We start from the raw sequence: 22930 nt of genomic DNA, 5'->3' as shown, positions 1-22930 counted from the left end.
GTTGATTTTCAAGCTAACTTCTACTTATTCAACAGTTTTTGAGTCGAAAGGCTTACTGCCCGTTAAAGCGGGATAAAGTGAAACTTTAAACAGTACAAGATCTATCCTCTAAAGAAATTTATAATAACAGCCGTGCTACCCGTATCATTTGTAACACACTGAAGGTGAAAAGAATGCGAAGGAGGGAATTCACTAATGCTCTACTTATCTCTTTTGTTAATATCCGTTGCTCTTTGGATTACAATTGACCTTTCATACGGGAGACTTCTTCATTTAAAACGAGTAAGCTCTCGCACTTTCCCTTTACGTCAAAGTGATTTTCACCTTTATACATACGGGAAAGATTTGTATGACGCTTTATTTACTGATATAAAACAAGCACAGCATCACATTCATATTTTATTCTTCATTGTAAAAAACGATAAAATCAGTCGTGAATTTTTAAAATTGCTGATTGATAAGGCTCAGGAAGGAATTGAAGTACGACTTTTACTTGATCGATTTGGCAGCCATTCTTTATCAAACGAAGCTATTCGCTCCCTGCAAAAACATGGTGTATCTTTTTCATTTTGTCATAAGGTAAAATTTCCTCTGCCTTTCTTTTCTGCCAATCAACGAAATCATAGGAAAATTACAGTGATTGATGGGAAAACCGGCTATATCGGGGGATTTAATATCGGTGAAGAGTATCTAGGGCATAATGAATATTTAGGATTATGGCGAGACTACCATTTACGTCTTACAGGAGAAGGGGTTCAAGATTTACAAAAGCAATTTTTGCATGACTGGTTTGATGATACGAAACAAAATTTATTAGATGCTTCTCTTTATTTTCCAAAACAAAACCCAGGTACCATCCTGCATCAATTTATTCCGACTGATGGGGCTTATTTACAGCATACTTTTTTACATTTAATTAACGCGGCAAAAAAAGAAATCTGTATCGGTACACCATATTTCATTCCTGGAAAAAAAATTATGAATGCCTTATTAAAAGCAAAAGAAAGAGGGGTTCAAATCACAATTCTTGTTCCAGAAAAAGCTGATCACCCTCTTGTTCGAGAAGCCAAATTTCCGTACTGCCGAAAATTAATACAGGCTGGTTGCAATATTTATGCATTTCAACAAGGTTTTTTTCACGCCAAAATTATTATAGTAGACGATGATATTTGCGATATCGGAACAGCAAACTTTGATATGAGAAGTTTATATATTAACCATGAAATAAACTGCCTGTTATATAATAAACATTTCATTCAAACAGTAAAAAAGAAATTCCATGAAGATCTAGAGAATGCATCTGTACTTTCCTATAGCGATGTAAACCCGCCTTCTCTTATCGATAGAGGAAAGGAATGGATTGGAACAATGTTTGCTTTCTTTTTATAGGAAAGACAATGAATAAAAGAGGTGTATCTCATATGCTTATACGGTTTGGATATGTCTCACATGCAATGGCACTCTGGGACTGTTCTCCTGCCAAAACAATGACGTTTACAAGCTTTAAGAAACTCAGCAAGCAAGAGCGAGAAGACAAACTGTACCATGTTATAAGGCAAAATTTAGAGCACACAATACGTATCCTTCATTACAATATAGCGCATGAAATCCCACTATATCGCCTATCGTCTTCCATCGTCCCACTTGCAACACATCCCGAAGTCGAGTTTGACTATATTGGGGTATTCACACCACTTTGGCGTAAAATAGGGGCTTTAATTAAAGAACACAATTTACGAATAAGTTTTCATCCAAATCAATTTACGCTATTTACAAGCGACAAGCCACATATTACTACTAACGCTATTACGGATATGACTTATCATTATAAAATATTGGATGCTATAGGCATTGCAGATTCTTCTTACATTAATATTCATGTAGGTGGAGCCTATGGAAATAAAGAAAAGGCAATTGATCGCTTCCATGAAAACATAAAAAAACTTCCTACACATATAAAAAAACAAATGACTCTTGAAAATGATGATAAAACCTATACAACCGCTGAAACTTTATCAATTTGCCAAAAAGAAAATATTCCATTTGTATTTGATTATCATCATCATATGGCCAATCTTTGCGAGGAACCACTAGAAGAGTTGCTTCCTGCAATTTTTGAAACTTGGTCACATACAAATATTTCTCCTAAAGTTCACATTTCCTCCCCGAGATCGGAAAAAGAATTTAGGGCTCATGCTGAATATATCGATTTAGAGTTTATTAAGCCTTTCTTACACATTGCAAAAAAACACAATCATAATTTCGATATTATGATTGAAAGTAAACAAAAAGACTTAGCATTATTCCAATTAATAGATGAACTTTCTGCTATAAGAGGAATTAAAAGAATAGGTGGTGCAATGTTACAGTGGTAAATTGTAACTTTGCACCATTTTTTCAAAAAAGTAATTTTTATAGTAAAAAACATCCTATTTTATATGCTATTATTTAAATTAGCATTCCCTCGAGATTCAACTTTATTGAAACGGAGTCATAATATGATTAATCAAAAAAAATATGTACAATTTGTCATAATATACATATCTATATTTGCTCTTTGGATACTCTTTATTCCAAATGAGTCGCATATAAAGGAGATTGGAATTCTTTTCTTATTCTGTTTCGCTGCACTTTTTTCTTGTCACTGTTTATATAAAGCTATTAAGAGAATGAAACGAAGTGATAAACTATTTTGGATTTTATTACTATGTACTTGCCTATGTGGGTTAGTTATGGAGATAACCCTATTTCTTAGTTCACTTTCTATACATGATCAATCTATATTTTCATATAAAGCATTACCTTTTTTTATCATACAATATATTTTGCTCTTTGTTGGATTTGCTATAAAGTTTATAAAAAATTATTCTATTAAGGGGCTTTCTCAATTTTCATTCGATAGCATCTTTATTATTATTATGAACATTTATTTCACCTTAACTTTTATCTTAGACCTTTCAAGCTTCCGCATGTTAACAAAGGATACTTGGATTTTAATTGGGTATTTCATTGCACAATCATTAGTAATTTACGCCGTTATTAGCCTATATAGAAGAGAACAATATTCTTCTAGTAGAATTGCATTAATTATCGGTTTCACTATTATACTCGTATACGGTTATATTCATCTGTTTCAATTGAATTTTGGGATGAAAACTTCTGCTGAAATTAATTATTTAATACACACTGCTTCTATCTTATTAATTGGACTTTCTTCCATACTATATATTTTAGATAAACCAATGCAGCATGAAACGAAAACAAAATATTATCGATTCGATTATGTACGTTTTATACTACCTTATTTTAGTATAATTATTACTTTTTCTTTTATTATCATTCAACCTTGGGATGATAAATTCATGTTAATCGGTCTCGTATTATCACTTATTTTATTATTCTTGCGGCAACTTTACATGTGGAAAGATAATCAAGCACTAATTCATACATATGAACAGTTGACTACACAACTAGAGGACGAAGTTGAAGAAGGTGCATTTGCATTATCAAAAAGTGAACAACGTTATAAATCTTTATTCGAGGACCATCCCGATGCCGTTTTCTCTTTAAATATGAATGGCATTTTTCAACAATCTAATAAGGCGTGCGAAAGCTTATTTACTGCCTATTATTGCGAAGTGGCAAGCTATTCTCTGGTACACTTCATTGATTCAAAAGACCACGAACTACTAAAGAAGGCTTTACAAATTACAAAGGAAGGTAGGCCACAAACGTTAGAAGTTCGTACAAAAGAACAAGAAGGCTATTATTATTATCTCCATATTACACTTATCCCTACTTTTATAAACAAAGAAGTGGTCGGAATGTTTGGGATAGCACGTGATATTACCACCTTATATGAAAAACAAAAACAAGTAGAACATTTAGCCTTTCACGATGCACTTACTGGATTACCAAATCGTCGAAAGTTCGAAAAAGATTTAAAAGCCATTTTAAATACAGCCCAAACTAACGCAAATGATGTCGCCGTCATATTCCTTGATTTAGATCGATTTAAAAAAATTAACGATAGACTTGGCCATGACGTTGGAGATTTATTATTAATTGAAGTAGCAAAAAGATTACGCGGTTGCTTGCGTTCAAAAGATATCGTCGCTCGCCAAGGTGGAGATGAGTTTACAATTCTATTACCAGAAATGTACTCAGAAAAAAGTGCAATTTTTATAGCTGAACAGATTTTAACTATTTTAAACAAACCATTCTTCATTCAAGGCGAAGAACTTTCTATTACACCAAGTATCGGAATTGCGATGTACCCTGATTATGGAACTGATGTAAATGAGTTAATGAAAAATGCTGATATGGCTATGTATCGTGCGAAAGCAAATGGAAAAAACAGATTTGTTTTCTTCTCAAAAGAAATGAGTATCTCTCAAAATGAAATTCAATTCTTAGAAGGTGAACTTTCAAAAGCATTACAACAAAATGAATTTTTCCTTGAATACCAGCCACAAGTAAGCACAAAAACAAAACAAATTATCGGTTTTGAAGCATTAATACGTTGGAAGCATCCAAAACTCGGTATCGTATCTCCTGCCCAATTTATCCCTCTAGCAGAGGAAACTGGTTTTATTATTGAACTTGGCAATTGGATTTTACGTACTGCTTGTTTAGAGGCAAAAAGATGGCATAATCAAGGTTTCTCTCATTTAAAAGTTGGTGTAAATTTATCTGTTGTTCAATTTAACCATGCAGATTTAATCCCAACTATTTCAAAGGTATTGGAAGAAACAGAACTGAAACCAGAAGCACTAGATATTGAAATTACGGAAAGCATCGCAATTAATCAAAATCAATCTGTAGTTGCAAAACTAGAACAACTTCAAAATCTCGGTATTCAAATTTCAATCGACGACTTTGGAACTGGTTATAGTTCTTTAGCTTATTTAACAAAATATCCAATCAACACATTAAAAATCGCTCGAGAGTTTATTTGTGGAATTACAACTAGCCCTTTAGAAGAAGCAATTGTCTCTTCCATTATTACACTATCAAAACAACTAAATTTAGAAGTGATTGCAGAAGGTGTAGAAACGGAAGAAGAATGGGAATTTTTACATAAACAAAATTGTGATCACATTCAAGGATTCTTTATTAGCAAACCTGTTTCTAGTAAAGACGTTTGGATGTTACTCCATAAAAAAACAACCGCCTAAGTAAGACGGTTGTTTTTTAATATTCAAAAGGTAAATCTTTAGCTAATTGTACCTCTTGATCGTTATGAGAAATTATATGGCTTTTCTCTAATGCCGTATCGCCTAATGAAATACCCCATGCCATCGCTAACGTTAATAAACTACCAATAAGTAATTTCTTCATATTCCATCACCCACATTTTTTATTTTAATATATCATGAAAATTTATATCTATTATATGCAATTATGCATACCCATTTTTTAGGATATTTATCTGCTGATCTTATTTACGAGCGCTTCTTTATATGCATGCATTTCTAATATATCAAAAAAGAAACTTGCCTTTTTATATGCATCTTCAACCTCTGCCCCATCGTACTCCAACTTCCCTAGGCATTCACCTTTTTGATAATATAGCTGTCCAATTAATGCCATACTATTAATTCGGCATGATATTTCAATCGCTTTATTTACTTGATAAAGTGACTCTTCATATTGATTATCTAAATATAATGCTTTCGCATGATTATATCTTACCTTCACTTCAAATTCTTCATTATCATGCAATACCTCTAATTGTTTTAATATATCTTCAAATAACTCAATACTCTTCTTAAAATAGCTATTTTCAGCATAAATATTTGCAATCGCATTTTCTATATAAAGATTTTGGTATACGTCTATTCCAGCTAACTGTTGATTTAACAATTTTTTTAATTCTAAAATACAATATTCGTAATCGATTTTCTTTAATATGTAAGCTGCTACATGATATTGCCATTGAAGAAATTGCTGGAATTCAGGATGATATTCTTCCTTTTTCAGCTCATTCCATACTTTATTATAAATTTCTTTATATTTCTTTTGCTTACAAAGCATAATGATTTGATCTTTAAACTGTTTTTTTCTTTCAATATCGGAATAAATGAGTACCTCATAAAAATGAATAATAGGAACTTGTAATTTTGCTGCGATACCTTGCAATATATCCATACTTGGGTATACCGCACCCGATTCAATTCTACTCACTTCCGATTGATGACATATATTATCGGATAACTGTTTCTGTGTTAATCCTCTCATCACCCTAATTTTCTTAATTTCACTTCCTAATTTTTCTGCGTGCATACTTACTCACCATCCCATTAGAACAATCTAATTTTTTGAGTTGTCATACCACTACAATAATGTGAATTCGACAATTTTTGATATGAAATAATGCATAATATATATAAAATTCGGCAAATTTTTCATACAATTCATCTCACATACAATAATAGATTAGGAGTGTTATAGATGAATTATAGAAAACTTGCTAGTGCTTTCGTTACATTCGGTCTTCTTTGCCCTTTATCAACAGAAGCTATTCATGCTCAAGAATTAGACAAAAGTGCAGTCAAAGTTGAAATTGCTCAGCCTGGTTTAACAATCGGGAAATTAACACAACCTCAAAATGATACGAAAGAAAATATTGCTAAAAAGTATTTAAAAGGTGAGGTAAATGGGGCGAAAGCTCAACAAGAACAAGTCACTACTGAAAAAAATGTAGATTTCCAACCTACAAATAAAGAAACCAAAGAAAATCAAACCGAAGTTCGCCTTGCACAAACATATAAAAACTATAAAATATATGGCCAAGATCTCATTGTAAAAGTAGATAAAAATGGAGTAATCACAACTGTTAGTGGTAAAGTTGTTCAAAATTTAAATCAACAACCTAATCTTACTATAACAAATTTTTTGTCGAAAAATGAAGTAAAATCTAAATTACGCGATATAGTTCAAATTCCAAGTGATGCAGTTGAGACAGAATTCTCTAGCGAAACCGTTGTTTATAAGAAAAAAGATGGCTATTATACATTCGCAACTGTTATTACATTTACTTATGAAAACAATGAACAAATTATAAACGGCAATGCTATCGTTGATTTAAAAACTGGAGAAGTACTTTTCCAAGAAAAGTTCATTAAAAACAAAGAGAATAAGACTATAAATCAAGTAACATCACCTAGATTATCCCCTGCAAGTGAGCAAGGAACTGGGAAAAATGCACTTCAAGAAAACATCTCTTTCAAAATTGCCAAAGGAACTGATGGAAAATTTTATTTAGCGGATTTATCACGCGGAAATGGTATTTATATTTATAATGCAAACTACGCCGATTCCCTTGGAGGATATAGTCAAGCTGGTTATCCAGGGACACTAATTTCAAGTAGTACTCCTAATTTTGCAGATAAAGAAGCCGCGGGCGCTATGAAGAACATGAGTGATATTTACGATTACTTTAAGAAAGAACATAATCTAAAAAGTTACGACAATAAAGATTCAAAAGTTGTTGCTAGTGTACACGGTTTTGATTCTACTGAAGTTAGTGATGGTGTAAAAGAAGACTATGTAAATGCATTTTGGCATCCCGCTTGGAACCAAATGGTATTTGGTGATGGTTTAGACGGAAAACTAACATCCGCTCTTGATGTAACAGCTCATGAATTTGGACATGCTGTATTCAGTGGCACGACGAAAAATAAAGTCGTGAGATATCCAAGCGCTGAAACATCTGCACTAAACGAGGGATTAGCGGATTTCTGGGGTACACAAATCGAATATTACGTAAAGAAAGATAAAGGAAACTGGATTATGGGCGATACATTAGGTGGCCTAACAATTCGTGATATCCCAAGGGAAATTGGTGACGGCGGTCATAAACTATATACAAATTTACAAGATTTCTATAACGATGGTAATAATCAAGAATCACACGTGAATTCTGGTATTATCAGTCACGTATTATATCAATTAGCTGAAGGTAAAACATATAACGGTGTTGCTGTTCAAAAACAAGGAAATGAAAAAGTAAGTAAAGTTGTTATGCGTGCATTGCAAAATTATGCAACTTCCGCTGAAGACTTTGAATCACTTCAATCTCATATCGTACAAGCTGCAAAAGATTTATATGGCACTGCCGTATCAAATGAATTTGCAAAGGCATTTGAAGCACACGGTTACAAACCGTTACAAAAAGTAAATCAAGTAATAGAAGTACAATAATTATAAAAAGAAGGTTACCTCTCATAGGTAACCTTCTTTTTATATCCAACCCTTTTCTTCCGCAATTGTAATTGCCTCAATTCTATTTTTCGCATCAAGCTTCGCTAATACTTCAGAAATATAATTACGTACTGTACCCGGCGAAAGATAAAGTGCCTTCGCAATTTCGTTTGCCGTCTTTCCTTCTTTCGCAAGTAACAGTACTTCCTTTTCGCGATCTGACAACGGATTTTGCTCCTGCCATAAGCCAAACATTAAATCTTGGGAGACCTCTCGTTTCCCCTTCATTACATTACGAATTGCTGCCGCTAAATCTTCACTTGGGCTATCCTTTAATAAATAGCCGTGCACACCAGCTTTCATTGCTCTTTCAAAATATCCCGGCCGTGCAAATGTTGTTAAAATCATTACTTTGCATGATGATTTTTCTTTCTTTAAAGTCTCAGCGACATCCAATCCACTTTGAATCGGCATTTCAATATCCATAATACTTACATCTGGCTTTAACGATTCAATTAATTCTAACGCCTCTTCCCCGTTCGCAGCTTGCCCAATTACTTCGATATCATCTTCTAGATCAAGCAGGGCCCCTAATGCACCACGAAGCATCCGCTGGTCTTCTGCAATAATAATTCGAATCATGCCCTCACCTCATCTTTTCCTGTTCTAATAACAACTGGAACTTTTACCGTTAATAACGTCCCTGGATTGATTGTACCTAGTTCAACAAATCCATCAATAAGAGCAATTCGTTCTTTCATGCCGCGAATACCATTTCCATCATGATTTTGATCTGTTAAACCGATTCCGTTATCTTCTACTTTCAAAATCAGTTCACCTTGTGATTCTAATACAGAAACTGCGCACCGCGTTGCCTTACTATGTTTTACAACATTTGTAACGGCCTCACGTAAACACATCCCGACAATATTTTGTTCAATTGGTGATAACGAGCTCGATCTTGCTTCTTGCCTCACTTCTAATTCAATATTAGCTGCTTGTAAGATCGCTTTTATTTGCTCTAGCTCTTCTTCTACCGTAATCATACGCATATCAGAAATTAATTCTCTCAGCTGTTTTAAGGCTGTACGAGACGTTTGTGTAATTTCCTTCGCTTCCGCACTTGCACGCTCTGGATTTTTCACAATTAACTTCTCTACAAGCTGGCTTTTCAAAGTAATAAGAGATAACGTATGCCCTAATGTGTCATGAAGATCTCTTGCAATCCGCTGCCGTTCTTCACGTTTTACTAAGTCTTTAATTTGCTCGTTCGCCTGATCCAATTGATTTCTTAACATCTTTTTCTGATTAAAATTGCGCATACCAAATGGCGTAAGAAGCATTAAAATAAACATTGGAACGATATTTACTAAACTTGTAGTTGTTAGTTGATTCATATTTACAAATAAAAATGCTCCAAGCATGATAACTAACGAACATAACAGCACTCGAAATACTTTCTTATTTGGCGCAAATCCCATCGCACTTGCTGTGAAAAAGCCAAAAAATATCATAAAAGGATTATAAAATAAAGCAAATAAAAAGATGAGTACCATTTGAATACACGCCCAAAAAACAAACGTCCTCTGAACAAAATAAAGCTGACGGTATGTGACGATAAAAATTATCAACATACCGCTTCCTATTACAAGCTTCCATCCTGATGCCTGCGCTAAGTGATAAATTGGAAATAATAGATAAACAAACCACATATACGGGAAGAATCCCATATGTTTCGGAAAAATCTCAATCCTCTTCTTCTCTATCATTTATACCGCTTCCTGTCTTTTTCTTATATATATTGATACTACAACAAATATAAGGAAATAACCTCCTAATACCGCGATATTTTCCCATCCAATTGATTTTCCAGCTACAATATCCCACGCACCACTTCCGAAATGGTATGTCGGTGTCCATTCACCAATCGTTCTTAATATTTTGGGGAATACTTCAATCGGCATCCATAACCCGCCAACTATAGCTAAACTCATATTTAAAATATTTGCTAAGCCAGCAGCTGCGTCCGCCTTCTTAATGGAACCTATTACTGTTCCTAACGCTAAAAATGGTGTTACCCCTAACAATAACCATAATCCCGCACCAATCCATTGCCCTACCGTTAACTCAACATGATTAATTAGTATCCCTGCAATAAAGATAACTAATATTGAAAAAGCATTTACTACTGTTTGAGCGATAATTTTTGCTGTTAAATATGCTCCCTCTGGAAGCGGTGTAATTTTTAGAAGATGTGTCCATCCTTGCCCTCTTTCCTGAGAAAGTCTCACACCGAAACTAAAGAGTGCAGTCCCTACAATACTGAAAGTTGCCATCGAAATTAAATAATGTGCTTTCCACGCATCTCCGTTTTGTGGTACTTGAACAACATTTGTAAAAATGTAGTAAAACATAACAGGCATTAATAATGAGAAAAAGATAAATAATTTATTGCGGAATGTACGTAAAATTTCTATTTTGCATTGCATCCATAATGCTCTCATGCGATTTCCTCCTTCTGATTTGCGACAAACTGTTCGAATGCTTCATCAAGACTTCCACGTTCAACTGAAACATCTGTTACAGGTAAACTCTTTTGATAAATGGCTTTTAAAGTTGCATCCGTATCCTCCGTTGTTAAAATGAAGCGTCCTTCGCTTGACTTTACTTCTGTTACATTTGGTAATTCCTTTAGTAATTTTGTAGGAATGCTTTCCTTCGAGTAAAATGTGATTGTTTTTCGCGAAATCGTCGCTTTCATTTCGTCTGGTGTACCATCTACGATAATCTTTCCGCTCGCAAATAATAAGATACGATTTGCTAAAGCATCTGCTTCTTCTAAATAATGCGTCGTTAAAATAATTGTTTTCCCTTCACTTGCTAACTTTCGAATCGTTTCCCAAAACATTCTTCGAGACGTAATATCCATTCCGACTGTCGGCTCATCTAAAAATAACAAATCTGGATTTCCCGCAAGTGCAAGCGCAAAATTCAACCTTCTTTTTTGCCCACCTGATAACTTCTCACATCTTTGCTTTCGCTCTGATTCTAAATTTGATAACTGCAGTAACGTTTCTTTCGCTATAGGATTCGTATAATAACTACGGAATAACTCAATTGCCTCTTCCACCGTAATACTATCAATGACACTTACTTCTTGCAGCATCGCACCGAGGCTATTACGAACATCTCTATGCTTTGGACTCTTTCCAAATATAAAGACCTTACCTTCTGTCGGGTCCTTTAATCCAAGCATCATCGACATCGTCGTTGTTTTCCCCGCACCATTCGGACCAAGTAACGCTACTATTTCCCCTTTATTTACATGAAATGAAACATTATTTACTGCGTTTTTATGTTTAAATGTTTTAGAAACACCATTTACTTCAATAATCTTTTCCATCTCTCCACCCCCGCTGTTTCTTATATTTACATTGTATTACTTGGAAAACTTAGGAAACAGTATGATGCGTCATGACATCGATATGACAATTGTCATGTATTCTTTATGAGAGGAATCAACCCGCATACCGCAAGCGAGTAGCAGGACGAAAATAAACATGATACAATCGGATAAGATATATATTCGAGGAAGGACAGTGGTTTTCATGATTATTCGTAATGAACAAGAGTTAGAAGGCTTACGAAAAATCGGCCGCATCGTTGCGCTTGCACGTGAAGAAATGAAAAAACAAGCGAAGCCAGGTATGACAACGAAAGAGCTTGATTTGATCGGTAAAAAAGTATTAGATGAGCATGGTGCTATTTCTGCACCTGAAAAAGAATATGATTTCCCAGGTGTAACTTGCATTAGTGTAAATGAGGAAGTTGCTCATGGTATTCCAGGAGATCGCGTATTAAAAGAAGGCGACTTAGTAAACGTCGATGTATCTGCTGCACTTGATGGCTATTATGCAGATACAGGTATCTCATTTGTTCTTGGAGAAGACGAAGCAAAAGAAAAACTTTGCCAAGCAGCGGTTGATGCATTTTGGGCAGCAATGAAAAAGGTTAGAGCTGGCTCAAAACAAAATCAAATTGGTCGTGCTGTTTCAAACTTCGCACATAAAAGTGGATACAATGTTATTCAAAACTTAACTGGTCACGGCATTGGTCTTAGCTTACATGAAGCACCAAATCACATTTTAAGTTACTATGATCCAATGGATAATGCGCTTCTAAAAGACGGTCTTGTTATCGCTGTAGAACCGTTCATCTCTATGAAAGCTGATCATATTATTGAACGTGGTGACGACGGCTGGACATTCGTTACACCTGATAAAAGTCTTGTTGCACAATGTGAACATACGGTTGTCGTAACGCGCGGCGAACCAATAATTTTAACAGAAATCTAATACCAAAAACGGCTGTTTTGTAGATTTATTCCACATAAAACAGCCGTTTTTATTTTTGGGAAAATATGTGAACTACTGTTGAACTCTTTATCATTTAAGTATATAATCTTTAGCGGAGGTTACTTAAGCTTATCTTTACTAAAAAGATATTGTAACTAAAAACACCTTCTTTCTTATTGTTTAAACAGTCTCAAAAATGACCGTAGTAACGTGTTAGTCGAATATTCTGTAATTCTTATATTCCTCTAACAATGTAAGAAACTATCATCTTTCAACTTCGGTCCACTAATCGCACAACTCTCTTTAGACAAAATAAATGACTATTTTCAAAGTACGTATTGTCTTCATTCTGACCAAAACCAACCCTATCTAGCTTTTTATCTCCACATAACTTTAAGGCAAAAATAAGCCTTCACAAAGGGATACACTACATTGGTTAGTATGTATCGTAAAACTTACCTTTATAACCATTCTTTTTTACTAGATATACATGAAAACTATCTCACATATAAAGGTCTGATATCATTCTTTATATCAGTATTTTTTTCGACATTTTTTGTCGAATTGTGTATATTTCCATAGAACTGTGTAAATATACATTTTGTTTTACGTTAAACAATTTTACTTTGAACATAATCCTGTTTGTCTGAGAACGCGTATAGAAACGGAGGGATAGCAAAAATAAATAGCTTATAACAAATACTTTTAATATTCCATTTGTTCATGTGGAATAAGTCCCCAATGGACAAATGAATGTTCAGAGGAGGAAAAATGAAAAAACTTTTCAATGTATGTTTAATTGTATTCCTACTATTTTCGCAACTTGCTAGTTTTCCATACAATCAAGTAAAAGCGGAAACCTTAACAGGAGATTCCTTATTTGACACTGTTGAAATGAAAGATGCAACGAATCATATTATTGACGAAGCAAAAAATCCTAACAATTTAATAAAGATAGGATCAATCATTCAAGTAGAATACGCTTGGTCAATAAAGGATCAACAAGCTGCACACGCAAATGATACAGCAGTAGTTCAAATACCACTTGCATTAAAAGTATCTAAAGATTTGCAAGGAGATTTAGTAACAGATCAAAAAAATATTGGTCAATATTTTATAACAGCTAAAGATAATAAATTAAAATTAATATTTAATAATCAAGTAGAAAATTTGAAAGACGCTAAAGGAAAAATTAAAGTTGATACCGTGTTTAACTCAACTTTAAAAACTGGAGAAAAATCAGTTCAAATCGCTTTTCCTTTAGGAACAATGGTTCAGCCTATATCAGTTCCTGTTCAAGTAGAAAACTCTAAAGAAGATAGCACCAAACAGGATACTAATAAACAAGCGCAAGATCCAGTAGCTAAACCTGTTACTGACAATCCGGAGCAAGATCCAGCAACTAAACCTGTTACTGATAATCCGGAACAAAACCCAACAACTAAAACTGTTACTGATAATCCGGAACAAAACCCAACAACTAAAACTGTTACCGATAATCCGGAACAAAACCCAGCAGCTAAAACTGCCACTGATAATCCGGAACAAAACCCAGCAGCTAAAACTGCCACTGATAATCCGGAACGAAACCCAGCAGCTAAAATTGCTACTGACAATCCAGAACAAAAGCTAGCAAGCGACCCTGCTGAGAATACAAATTCAGGTCCAAAGCAAATAACAACAAACATTTTAACCAGTGTAAAGTTGACGGATAAAGACGGAAAACCATTTACAGAGGATAACCGTCCAAGTACAGATTCCCCTGCCAATATTGAGTTTACATGGGAACTTTTAAAATCAATGAATGTGAAAAATGGAGATTACTATATTTTTGATCTTCCTAAACATTTTAAGATTTACAATACAATTAACAGTCCTTTATATGATAGTGAAAACCATCAAATTGGTAATTTTACTGTTACAAAAGATGGAAAAGTCACGATGACATTCAACGATTATGTTGAAGAGCATCCAGATGTTGCTGGTAACCTACAATTAAAGACAGAATTTAATAAAGCTGAAATTAAAGGTACAACAACACAAGAAATTCCTTTCCCGATTAAAGATAAGGATGTTTCTATTACAGTTGACTTTAAGCCTAATGTACAAACAGCTACGAATAAAAAGGGTTTACCTGATAGACCAATTAATACAAATGAAATTAATTGGAAAGTAGAGATGAACAAAACGAAAGACCCCCTTAAAAACGCTGTTTTTAAAGATAACATTCCACAAGGTACAAGCTTAAATAAAGATTCTATTAAAGTTTATTATTTAGAAGTTGATGTTAATGGGAATGTAACGCGTGGTGCAGAAGCTGAGCCAACAGATTACAATATTATTTCATCAGATGGCTCAAAATTGGAGATTGCTTTCAAAGATTCTATCAATAAAGCATATCAAATCGAATATGCCACAAAAATTACTGATGAAAATATTAAAAGTTTCCGAAATAACGTTACGATAACGAGTGATAATCAAAAGCAACAAAACGCAAGTTCTACTGTAACGGTTTCTCGTGGTACACACTTAAATAAAACAAGTAAATATGATCCAAAGACGCAAACAATTGAGTGGACAATTACTTACAATGGTGATCAAAGAGAGATCAAAAAAGCTGATGCGATTTTAAAAGATATTTTTGACGATACACACGAACTAGATGCAAATTCTATTGTTGTAAAAAACGCTTCATATAATGAAAAAGGAACGCTTGTAACAGGAGACGCTGTTAATAATTACACTGTAAATAACAAGAAGAATGGATTCGATTTACAGTTTAATGATGATATTAATAGTGCTTATGTGATTACCTATAAAACCAAGCCAACTAATAAAGTTATAGAAGATGGAAAAGTAAAAAATAAAGTTACAGCTGATAATGATTCAAGTAAAGAAAATGAAGCTAGCTTCAAGCAGCAAAATATTATTAAATCTAATAATAAAGCTGAAACAAATTATAAAGACAAAACAACAACTTGGACAATTATAGTAAATAATAACAACTACCCATTAAGCAACGCGATTATTACGGACACCTTTGATCATGGTGGATTACAATTAAAAGATAAGAAACTAGAAATTAAAGACGGAAATTATACCCTTCAAGCTGGGACTGACTATGTTTTAGATGTAACAGATAAAGGCTTCAAAATTACTCTTATAGGTACGTATCAGTCTAATATGACAAAGACATTAGTCGTAAAATATACGACAGACTTTGATTATACAAAGCTAGAAAGTGGTAAAACTTCATTTAAAAATACAGGTAACCTTTCTTGGATAGATACGGATTCTAATCCACAATCAAATAAAGTTGAAGCTAATTTCGATCCTGATACTTTCACAAAGGCAAATGGTTATAAATACGGTTCTTATAACGCCCAAACGAAGGAAATTACTTGGATAATAGGCTTTAACTATAATAATGTTGAGATTAAAGATCCTTATGTTATAGACGTAATACAAGATAAACAAAAATTAGTGCCTGGATCCATTGAAGTGCGCGATATGATTCTAAATGGAAATCCTGATAATGCACAACCTGGTAATGCTGTACCAACTGAGAAATATGAACTTGAAGAACCTACAGAGAAAAATAAAAACACCCTAAAGGTTCATTTCAAACAATCAATTAATTCACCTTACTATATTATCTTTAAAACCAGCCTTGATGGTGAACTTATCCAAGGCACCTACAAAAACGAGGCAGATTTAAAAGATGGCTCTAAAATCGTAAACACCCTTACAGGTGACACTCAAGTAAATAAAGGTGGCAGCTTCGTTACTAAAAAAGCTGTGCAAGACGACAACTATATTAATTGGAGTATCGCAATTAACGAAAGCCAATCAACCATTGCAGATGCCGTTGTAACAGATGATCCAACCGAAAATCAGGTAATTGTGGAAGATTCATTCCACTTATATCCTACAACTGTTGATCCATATGGAAATTTAACAAAAGATACAGTAAACGAATTAAAAGAAGGAACAGACTATAAACTCAAAATAACAACAGACAATAATACCGGAAAGCAACATTTCGAAATTGCCTTCTTGAAAAAAATTGATCGAGCTTATATTTTAGAATATCGCTCACTTATTAATGCAGACGATAAAGAAAAAGTAAGTAATAAAGCGAAAATCACAGGCAATAAGTTGACAGTTAAAAACACAGAAACTACTGAAACGATTGAAGTGAGAATGTCTTCTGGTTCAGGCGGAGGATCTGCTACTAAAGGCCGTGGAAACCTTGAAATTATAAAGGTAGATAACGACAATAAGAACGCACTATTAGCTGGGGCAGAATTTACTTTATACGATCGTACAGGTAAAACTGTTATACGTAAAATTACAACAGACAAAGACGGTATCGCTAAATTTAATAATTTAAAACGCGATAAATATTTATTAAAAGAAACAAAGGCTCCTGAAGGCTATGTAATTAGCTGGGATTTAAAACAAGGGAAAATTGTTGAACTTGGTACACAAGAGACTACAACATATAAACTTGCAAATAAGAAGTTTGTCGGTAAAGTAGTTTTAACAAAGTCTGATGACCTGAATAAAAACGTCACACTGCAAGGTGCCGTTTTCACACTACTTGATAAAGACAAAAAAATAATTTCAGAACACGAAAAATTAACAACAAATAATCAAGGACAAATTACTGTAGATAATTTAAAACCAGGAACTTACTACTTACAAGAAACAACTGCTCCTGAGCATTATAAATTAGACAGTACACCTATACAATTCACAATCAAAGAAGATCAAACAACAGTAATAAACCGAACTGCAACAAACAGTTTGATTCCAGGATCGGCCATTTTAACAAAATTCGATAAAGATGGAAAAACTTTAGCAGGTGCGGAGTTCAGTGTACGCGATCGATATAACAAAGTAATTCGTGGATATGAAAAATTAACGACAAATGATCAAGGACAAATCGAAGCAAAAGATTTACGCCCTGGAGACTATCAATTTGTCGAAGAAAAAGCACCTAAAGATTACGACATAGATAAAAAACCAATTGAGTTTACAATTATAAAAAGTCAAAAGAAAGCACTTACTGTTACAGCGACAAATCACCTCATTAAAGGTGGTGTCACTTTAACGAAAGTCGATGATGTCGATGGCACTGCCCTTGAAGGTGCTGTATTTAAAATTGTCGATGCGAATGACGAGAAACAAGTAATTCGTGAAAATATAAAAACAGGTTCAGATGGAAAAGTTACCGTTAAAGATTTAGAGCCTGGTGCTTATAAATTTATCGAAACAGAAGCTCCTAAGGATTATACGTTAAGTACAAACCCTATCGAGTTTACAATTGATAAAAGCCAACAAGCTCTTGCTACTGTTACGGCAAATAACAGCTTAAAAACGGGCGAGGTTGAATTATTAAAAGTTGATGAGTTTGGTGAGAAAAAACCACTAGAAGGTGCTGTATTCAAACTTGTCGATACAAATAATAATGACGTTTCCCCTCACACTAACTTAACTACTGATAAACACGGTAAAGTTAAAGTTAGTAACCTACGTCCTGGTACGTATAAATTTATTGAAATAGCTGCTCCTGAACATTACGTTTTACGAGCAGAACCTATTGAATTTACAATCGATAGAAGTCAGAAAGAAACTCTACTTGTGAAAGCTGAAAATGCTTTAAAACCAGGAGATGTTGAATTAACAAAAGTTGATGATATCGATGGTACAGCTCTTGAAGGTGCTGTATTTAAAATTGTTGATGCAAATGATGAAAAGAAAGTTATTCGCGAAAATGTAAAAACTGGTGCGGATGGTAAAGCTATCGCTACTGGCTTACGCCCTGGTGATTATAAATTTATCGAAGTAACAGCACCGAAGTATTACGACAAAAATAAAAAACCAATTAAATTTACGATTACAGAAAGTCAAACAACTCAGGCTACTGTTACCGCTAAAAACAGCTTAACAAAAGGCGGTATTGAGTTAACAAAAGTGAATGCTGCAGATGAAAAAGAAACACTTGAAGGTGCAGTATTTAAAATCGTTAATAGAGATACTAATGAAGATGTTCGTACGGACCTTGTTACGAATAGTAAAGGAATGCTAGTTGTAGATGACTTACGTCCTGGTAACTATAAGCTTATCGAAACAAAGGCTCCAACTTATTACGATGTAAATGTAGAACCAATTGAATTTACAATCGAAAAAGGACAACAAAAACTCCTTCCACTTACATTTAAAAATAGTTTAACGAAAGGAAAAGTTAAACTTATTAAAGAAGATGATGTGGAAAGTAGTAAAGCTCTTGCCGGCGCTGTATTCACATTGCAAGATGCAACTGGCAAAGAAATTATGAAAGATTTAACAACAGATGATTACGGAGTATTAGTTATTCCTGATTTAGCACCAGGGGATTATCAATTTATCGAAACAAAAGCCCCTGAACATTATAAATTAGACAAAACACCTATTAAGTTCACAATTAAAAAAGGTAGTAAGGAAGATCTTCCTATCCCTGTTACTGTAAAAAACAGTTTACTTACAGGTGGCGTCACTTTAACAAAAGTTGATGATGTTGATGGCACTATTCTTGAAGGTGCAGAATTTATAATCGTTGACGCTCATGATACTAAAAAGGTAATTCGCAAAGGTTTAACGACTGATAAAAACGGTAAAATTTCTGCTTCTGATTTACGTCCTGGAGACTATCAATTTATTGAAGTAAAAGCTCCAAAAGACTATACCTTAAGCAAAGACCCTATTCCATTCACTATCGAAAAAAGTCAAAAAGAGAATATTACTGTTACTGCTACTAACAGTTTAAAGAAAGGTGCAGTAACATTAACAAAAATTGACGACATCGATCGTACGATGCTCGAAGGTGCAATCTTTAAGATTGTTGATATGAATGGTAAGGAAGTTCATACGAATCTTGTTACAGATAAAAACGGTAAAATTTCTGTTTCTGATTTACGCCCTGGAGACTATCAGTTCATTGAAACAAAAGCTCCTGAGCACTATGTATTAGATGAAACAACGATTCCATTTACAATTGAAAGAAGTCAAACGAAAGAGATCAATGTTACAGGCAAAAATGCTTTGAAAAACGGTAGCGTTGAACTAACAAAGATTGACGATATTGATATAAATACAAAACTTGCTAACACCGTATTTAATTTATTAGATGCAGACGGAGAGCTAGTTAAAGAAGGCTTAAAAACAAATGATGAAGGTAAAATTGTTGTTGAAAACCTACGTCCTGGTACGTATAAATTCGTTGAAACAATTGCTCCTGAACATTACGATTTAGATAAAAAACCTATCGTATTTACAATTAAAAAGAGCCAAACTGAAACTCTTCATGTCACTGCTACAAATGCTTTAACAAAGGGTGCAGTTAAACTTGCTAAAGTTGATGATGTTGATGGCACTGTTCTTAAAGATGCAGTATTTAAAATTGTTAATATGAATGGTGATGTAGTTCATAAAGACCTTGTTACAAATGAACAAGGAATAATCGAAATTAACGACCTACGTCCTGGTGATTACCAATTTATCGAAACGAAAGCTCCGAAGCATTACGTTTTAGATGAAACACCAATCAAATTCACTATTGAAAAAGGACAGAAGAAAGCTATTTCTTTAACTGCTACAAATAGCTTAAAACAAGGTAGTATCGAATTACTTAAAGTTGATGATTTAAACACTCAAACAAAACTTGCCGATGCGGTATTTAATTTACTAGATCCAGATGGCAAAGTACTTAAAACAGATTTAAAAACAAACAGTGAAGGTAAAATCGTTATCGAAAACTTACGTCCTGGTACGTACCAATTCGTTGAAATAACGGCTCCTGAACACTATGATTTAGACAAAAAACCAATTATATTTACAATTGAAAAAAGCCAAAAAGATATTGCTACCGTTACTATGAAAAATAGTTTAACAAAAGGCGGCGTGGAACTTTCTAAAGTGGATGACGTCGATGGCACTACTCTTGAAGGCGCAGTATTTAAAATTGTGGATATGAATGGTACTGTAATTCGCAAAAATCTTGTTACGAATCAACAAGGTAAAATTAGCGTTTCTGACCTACGTCCTGGTGATTATCAATTCATCGAGACAACGGCTCCGAAACACTACGATTTAAACAAAGAGCCAATTCCATTCACAATTACAAAGAGCCAAGCTGATGCTATCTCCGTTACAGCTACAAATAGCTTAACGAAAGGCGCTGTGGAACTTTCTAAAGTGGATGATGTAGATGGTACTGCTCTTAAAGATGCGGTATTTAAAATTACTGATCTGAATGGTAAAGACATTCGTACTGAGCTTACAACAGATGTACACGGAAAAATTTCTGTTTCTGATTTACGTCCTGGGGACTATCAGTTTGTTGAAACGAAAGCTCCTGAACACTATAAATTAGATAGTACACCTATTAAGTTTACAATTAAGAAAAGCCAAAAAGAAAAGCTCCAAGTTACTGCTACAAATAGCTTAACTGAGGGTGCTGTAGAATTAGTAAAAGTGGATGATATAAATCCAGATACAAAACTTTCTGATGCAGTGTTTAACATCATCGATGCGAAAGGTAAAATTGTTCGCACTGATTTAACTACTGATAAAGATGGTAAGATTACTGCTACGAACTTACGCCCAGGAGACTATCAATTCATTGAAACGAAAGCTCCGAAAGATTACGATTTAAATAAAACACCTATTAGCTTCACTATCGAAAGAAGTCAACTAACTCACGCTTCTGTTACTGCTAAGAATGGCCTAACAAAAGGTGGCGTGGAATTAAAGAAAGTTGACTCTATAGATAAGAAAGAAATGCTAGAAGGTGCGGTATTTAAAATTACTGATCTGAACGGTAACGACATTCGTACGAATTTAGTTACCAATAAAGACGGAAAAATCATCGCTAAAGACTTACAACCAGGAGACTATCAATTTATTGAAACAAAAGCTCCTAAACATTACGACTTAAATGAAGAACCAATTAAGTTCACAATCGAAAGAAGTCAAACAAAGCATGTCTTCGTTACAGCTATTAATAGCTTAACGGAAGGTAGTGTTGAGTTAATTAAAGTTGATGATGCCAAGCAAAACACAACACTTGAAGGTGCAGTATTTAAAATTGTTAATAAGGATGGACACGATGTTCGTACCGATTTAACTACTGATAAAAACGGCCGTTTAGTTGTGGATGAATTACCGCCAGGAGACTATGAGTTTATCGAAACGAAAGCTCCTGAACACTATGACTTAAACAAAACACCTATTAAGTTCACAGTTAAAAAAGGACAAGAAAAAATCGCCTCTGTTACTGCTACTAACAGCTTAACTAAAGGCGCAGTTGAATTAACTAAAGTTGATGACATCGATGGTACTACTCTTGAAGGAGCAATCTTTAAAATTGTAGATATGGACGGCAAGGATGTTCGTTCTGATTTAACTACTGATAAAGATGGGAAGATTTCTGTTTCTGATTTACGTCCGGGAGATTATCAGTTCATTGAAACGAAAGCTCCAACTGGCTATGATTTAAACATTAAACCAATTCCTTTCACAATTACGAAAGGACAATCTCAGATTACCTCTGTTACAGCTTTAAATAGTTTAACAACAGGTTCAATTGAGTTAACTAAAGTTGATATTGATCACCATGGAACACTTGAAGGTGCCATTTTCAATATTTTAGACCAAGATGGAAAAATCATCCGAGAAGGTTTAAAAACAGACCAACACGGAAAAGTAATCGTAAATGATTTGAAACCTGGTAATTATCAATTAGTAGAAACACAGGCTCCTAAAGGCTATCAATTAGATGCATCACCAATAAACTTTACAATTGATAAAGCCCAAGCTACACCACTACAAATTACAGTTTCAAATAAAAAGATTGAATCTTCGTCAGGTGGAGATGACAAGCCAGTTACTCCTCCAAATAAAGAAGAAAACAAAGGCAATGAAACATCTGAGAAACACGAAAACGGAACTTCCGAAGAAACATCGAATAAAACAGATAACAAACAGCAAGATGATCGAAATACGGATAAACACCTTCCAAATACAGGTCATAAAGAAGACCCTACACAAACAGTAGGTATCCTTCTTCTACTAGCTGGATTATTAAGTATTTTGGCTACAAAACGCAAAAAAAATTATTAATAATTTTTTCACATCCAATCAATCTCTCAATTGATTGGATGTTTTTTTATACAAAAAGGACGATACATAAAGTATCGTCCTTTTAACGGGGTGAGGCTGCCCAAAAGTACGGAAAACCTTTGAACAGCCTCTTATTTTCATATGGATGCCTTACATATATCACTGATAATAATTATGAAATGCGGAAACATAATTACCATCAACTG

The 22930-nt window shown here is 34.0% G+C and carries 12 protein-coding genes; 6 read left to right on the top strand and 6 right to left on the bottom strand.

Going from position 1 to position 22930, the window contains the following annotated elements:
- Positions 1-195 precede the first annotated feature (195 nt).
- The 3 genes from cls (at position 196) to DN401_RS19735 (ending at position 5177) form a co-directional block, all read left to right on the top strand.
- Positions 196-1389, top strand: a complete 1194-nt coding sequence (gene cls / locus DN401_RS19745; RefSeq protein WP_000966420.1) for a cardiolipin synthase — start codon at positions 196-198, stop codon at positions 1387-1389.
- A 32-nt stretch (positions 1390-1421) separates the two neighbouring features.
- Entirely contained in the window at positions 1422-2375 is a 954-nt protein-coding gene (gene uvsE / locus DN401_RS19740) for a UV DNA damage repair endonuclease UvsE (RefSeq protein ID WP_002183013.1), read from the top strand.
- A gap of 123 nt (positions 2376-2498) precedes the next feature.
- On the top strand, positions 2499-5177 hold the full coding sequence (locus DN401_RS19735; protein WP_149287908.1) for a DUF4084 domain-containing protein: 2679 nt from the start codon (positions 2499-2501) through the stop codon (positions 5175-5177).
- Positions 5178-5193: 16 nt separating this feature from the next.
- Here the strand turns inward: DN401_RS19735 and DN401_RS19730 are convergent, their stop codons facing one another.
- Positions 5194-5340 carry a quorum-sensing peptide PapR gene (locus tag DN401_RS19730; RefSeq protein WP_000734730.1) on the bottom strand — a complete coding sequence of 49 codons (147 nt, stop codon included), beginning with the start codon at positions 5338-5340 and terminating at the stop codon, positions 5194-5196.
- 87 nt (positions 5341-5427) lie between these two features.
- Complete coding sequence (gene plcR, locus DN401_RS19725) at positions 5428-6285, bottom strand: transcriptional regulator PlcR (RefSeq protein ID WP_000542909.1); 858 nt, start codon at positions 6283-6285, stop codon at positions 5428-5430.
- Between the two features lie 168 nt (positions 6286-6453).
- On the opposite strand from plcR, the gene DN401_RS19720 reads away from it, so the two are divergent.
- A complete protein-coding gene (locus DN401_RS19720) occupies positions 6454-8205 on the top strand; it encodes a M4 family metallopeptidase (RefSeq protein WP_136363714.1) in 1752 nt (583 codons plus the stop codon).
- A gap of 39 nt (positions 8206-8244) precedes the next feature.
- Here the strand turns inward: DN401_RS19720 and DN401_RS19715 are convergent, their stop codons facing one another.
- Genes DN401_RS19715 through DN401_RS19700 form a run of 4 tightly spaced genes read right to left on the bottom strand, consistent with a single transcriptional unit; the run spans position 8245 to position 11608 of the window.
- Positions 8245-8847 carry a response regulator transcription factor gene (locus DN401_RS19715; protein ID WP_000619237.1) on the bottom strand — a complete coding sequence of 201 codons (603 nt, stop codon included), beginning with the start codon at positions 8845-8847 and terminating at the stop codon, positions 8245-8247.
- The gene (locus DN401_RS19710; RefSeq protein ID WP_000570607.1) at positions 8844-9974 is read right to left on the bottom strand and encodes a sensor histidine kinase; all 1131 of its coding nucleotides are present in this window, start codon (positions 9972-9974) and stop codon (positions 8844-8846) included. Before DN401_RS19710 ends, DN401_RS19715 begins: the two co-directional genes overlap by 4 nt.
- A complete protein-coding gene (locus tag DN401_RS19705; protein WP_001202431.1) occupies positions 9975-10709 on the bottom strand; it encodes an ABC transporter permease in 735 nt (244 codons plus the stop codon).
- Positions 10706-11608 carry an ABC transporter ATP-binding protein gene (locus DN401_RS19700; protein ID WP_000411128.1) on the bottom strand — a complete coding sequence of 301 codons (903 nt, stop codon included), beginning with the start codon at positions 11606-11608 and terminating at the stop codon, positions 10706-10708. The genes DN401_RS19705 and DN401_RS19700 overlap by 4 nt, the downstream gene beginning before the upstream one ends.
- A gap of 157 nt (positions 11609-11765) precedes the next feature.
- Between DN401_RS19700 and map the strand changes: the two genes are divergently transcribed.
- Positions 11766-12560, top strand: a complete 795-nt coding sequence (map, locus tag DN401_RS19695) for a type I methionyl aminopeptidase (RefSeq protein ID WP_149287907.1) — start codon at positions 11766-11768, stop codon at positions 12558-12560.
- Positions 12561-13331: 771 nt separating this feature from the next.
- Entirely contained in the window at positions 13332-22724 is a 9393-nt protein-coding gene (locus DN401_RS19690; protein WP_149287906.1) for a SpaA isopeptide-forming pilin-related protein, read from the top strand.
- Positions 22725-22930 lie beyond the last annotated feature (206 nt).

Source organism: Bacillus sp. BF2-3 (assembly GCF_008368795.1).
Classification (GTDB): Bacteria; Bacillota; Bacilli; order Bacillales; family Bacillaceae_G; genus Bacillus_A; species Bacillus_A cereus.
This window is presented reverse-complemented; position numbering and strand designations above follow the sequence as displayed.

What these genes read in the sequence shown, in the direction of transcription:
- cls (WP_000966420.1), top strand. Translation starts at nt 196, where the DNA reads ATGCTCTACTTATCTCTTTTGTTAATATCCGTTGCTCTTTGGATTACA.
- uvsE (WP_002183013.1), top strand. Translation starts at nt 1,422, where the DNA reads ATGCTTATACGGTTTGGATATGTCTCACATGCAATGGCACTCTGGGAC.
- DN401_RS19735 (WP_149287908.1), top strand. Translation starts at nt 2,499, where the DNA reads ATGATTAATCAAAAAAAATATGTACAATTTGTCATAATATACATATCT.
- DN401_RS19730 (WP_000734730.1), bottom strand. Translation starts at nt 5,340, where the DNA reads ATGAAGAAATTACTTATTGGTAGTTTATTAACGTTAGCGATGGCATGG.
- plcR (WP_000542909.1), bottom strand. Translation starts at nt 6,285, where the DNA reads ATGCACGCAGAAAAATTAGGAAGTGAAATTAAGAAAATTAGGGTGATG.
- DN401_RS19720 (WP_136363714.1), top strand. Translation starts at nt 6,454, where the DNA reads ATGAATTATAGAAAACTTGCTAGTGCTTTCGTTACATTCGGTCTTCTT.
- DN401_RS19715 (WP_000619237.1), bottom strand. Translation starts at nt 8,847, where the DNA reads ATGATTCGAATTATTATTGCAGAAGACCAGCGGATGCTTCGTGGTGCA.
- DN401_RS19710 (WP_000570607.1), bottom strand. Translation starts at nt 9,974, where the DNA reads ATGATAGAGAAGAAGAGGATTGAGATTTTTCCGAAACATATGGGATTC.
- DN401_RS19705 (WP_001202431.1), bottom strand. Translation starts at nt 10,709, where the DNA reads ATGAGAGCATTATGGATGCAATGCAAAATAGAAATTTTACGTACATTC.
- DN401_RS19700 (WP_000411128.1), bottom strand. Translation starts at nt 11,608, where the DNA reads ATGGAAAAGATTATTGAAGTAAATGGTGTTTCTAAAACATTTAAACAT.
- map (WP_149287907.1), top strand. Translation starts at nt 11,766, where the DNA reads ATGATACAATCGGATAAGATATATATTCGAGGAAGGACAGTGGTTTTC.
- DN401_RS19690 (WP_149287906.1), top strand. Translation starts at nt 13,332, where the DNA reads ATGAAAAAACTTTTCAATGTATGTTTAATTGTATTCCTACTATTTTCG.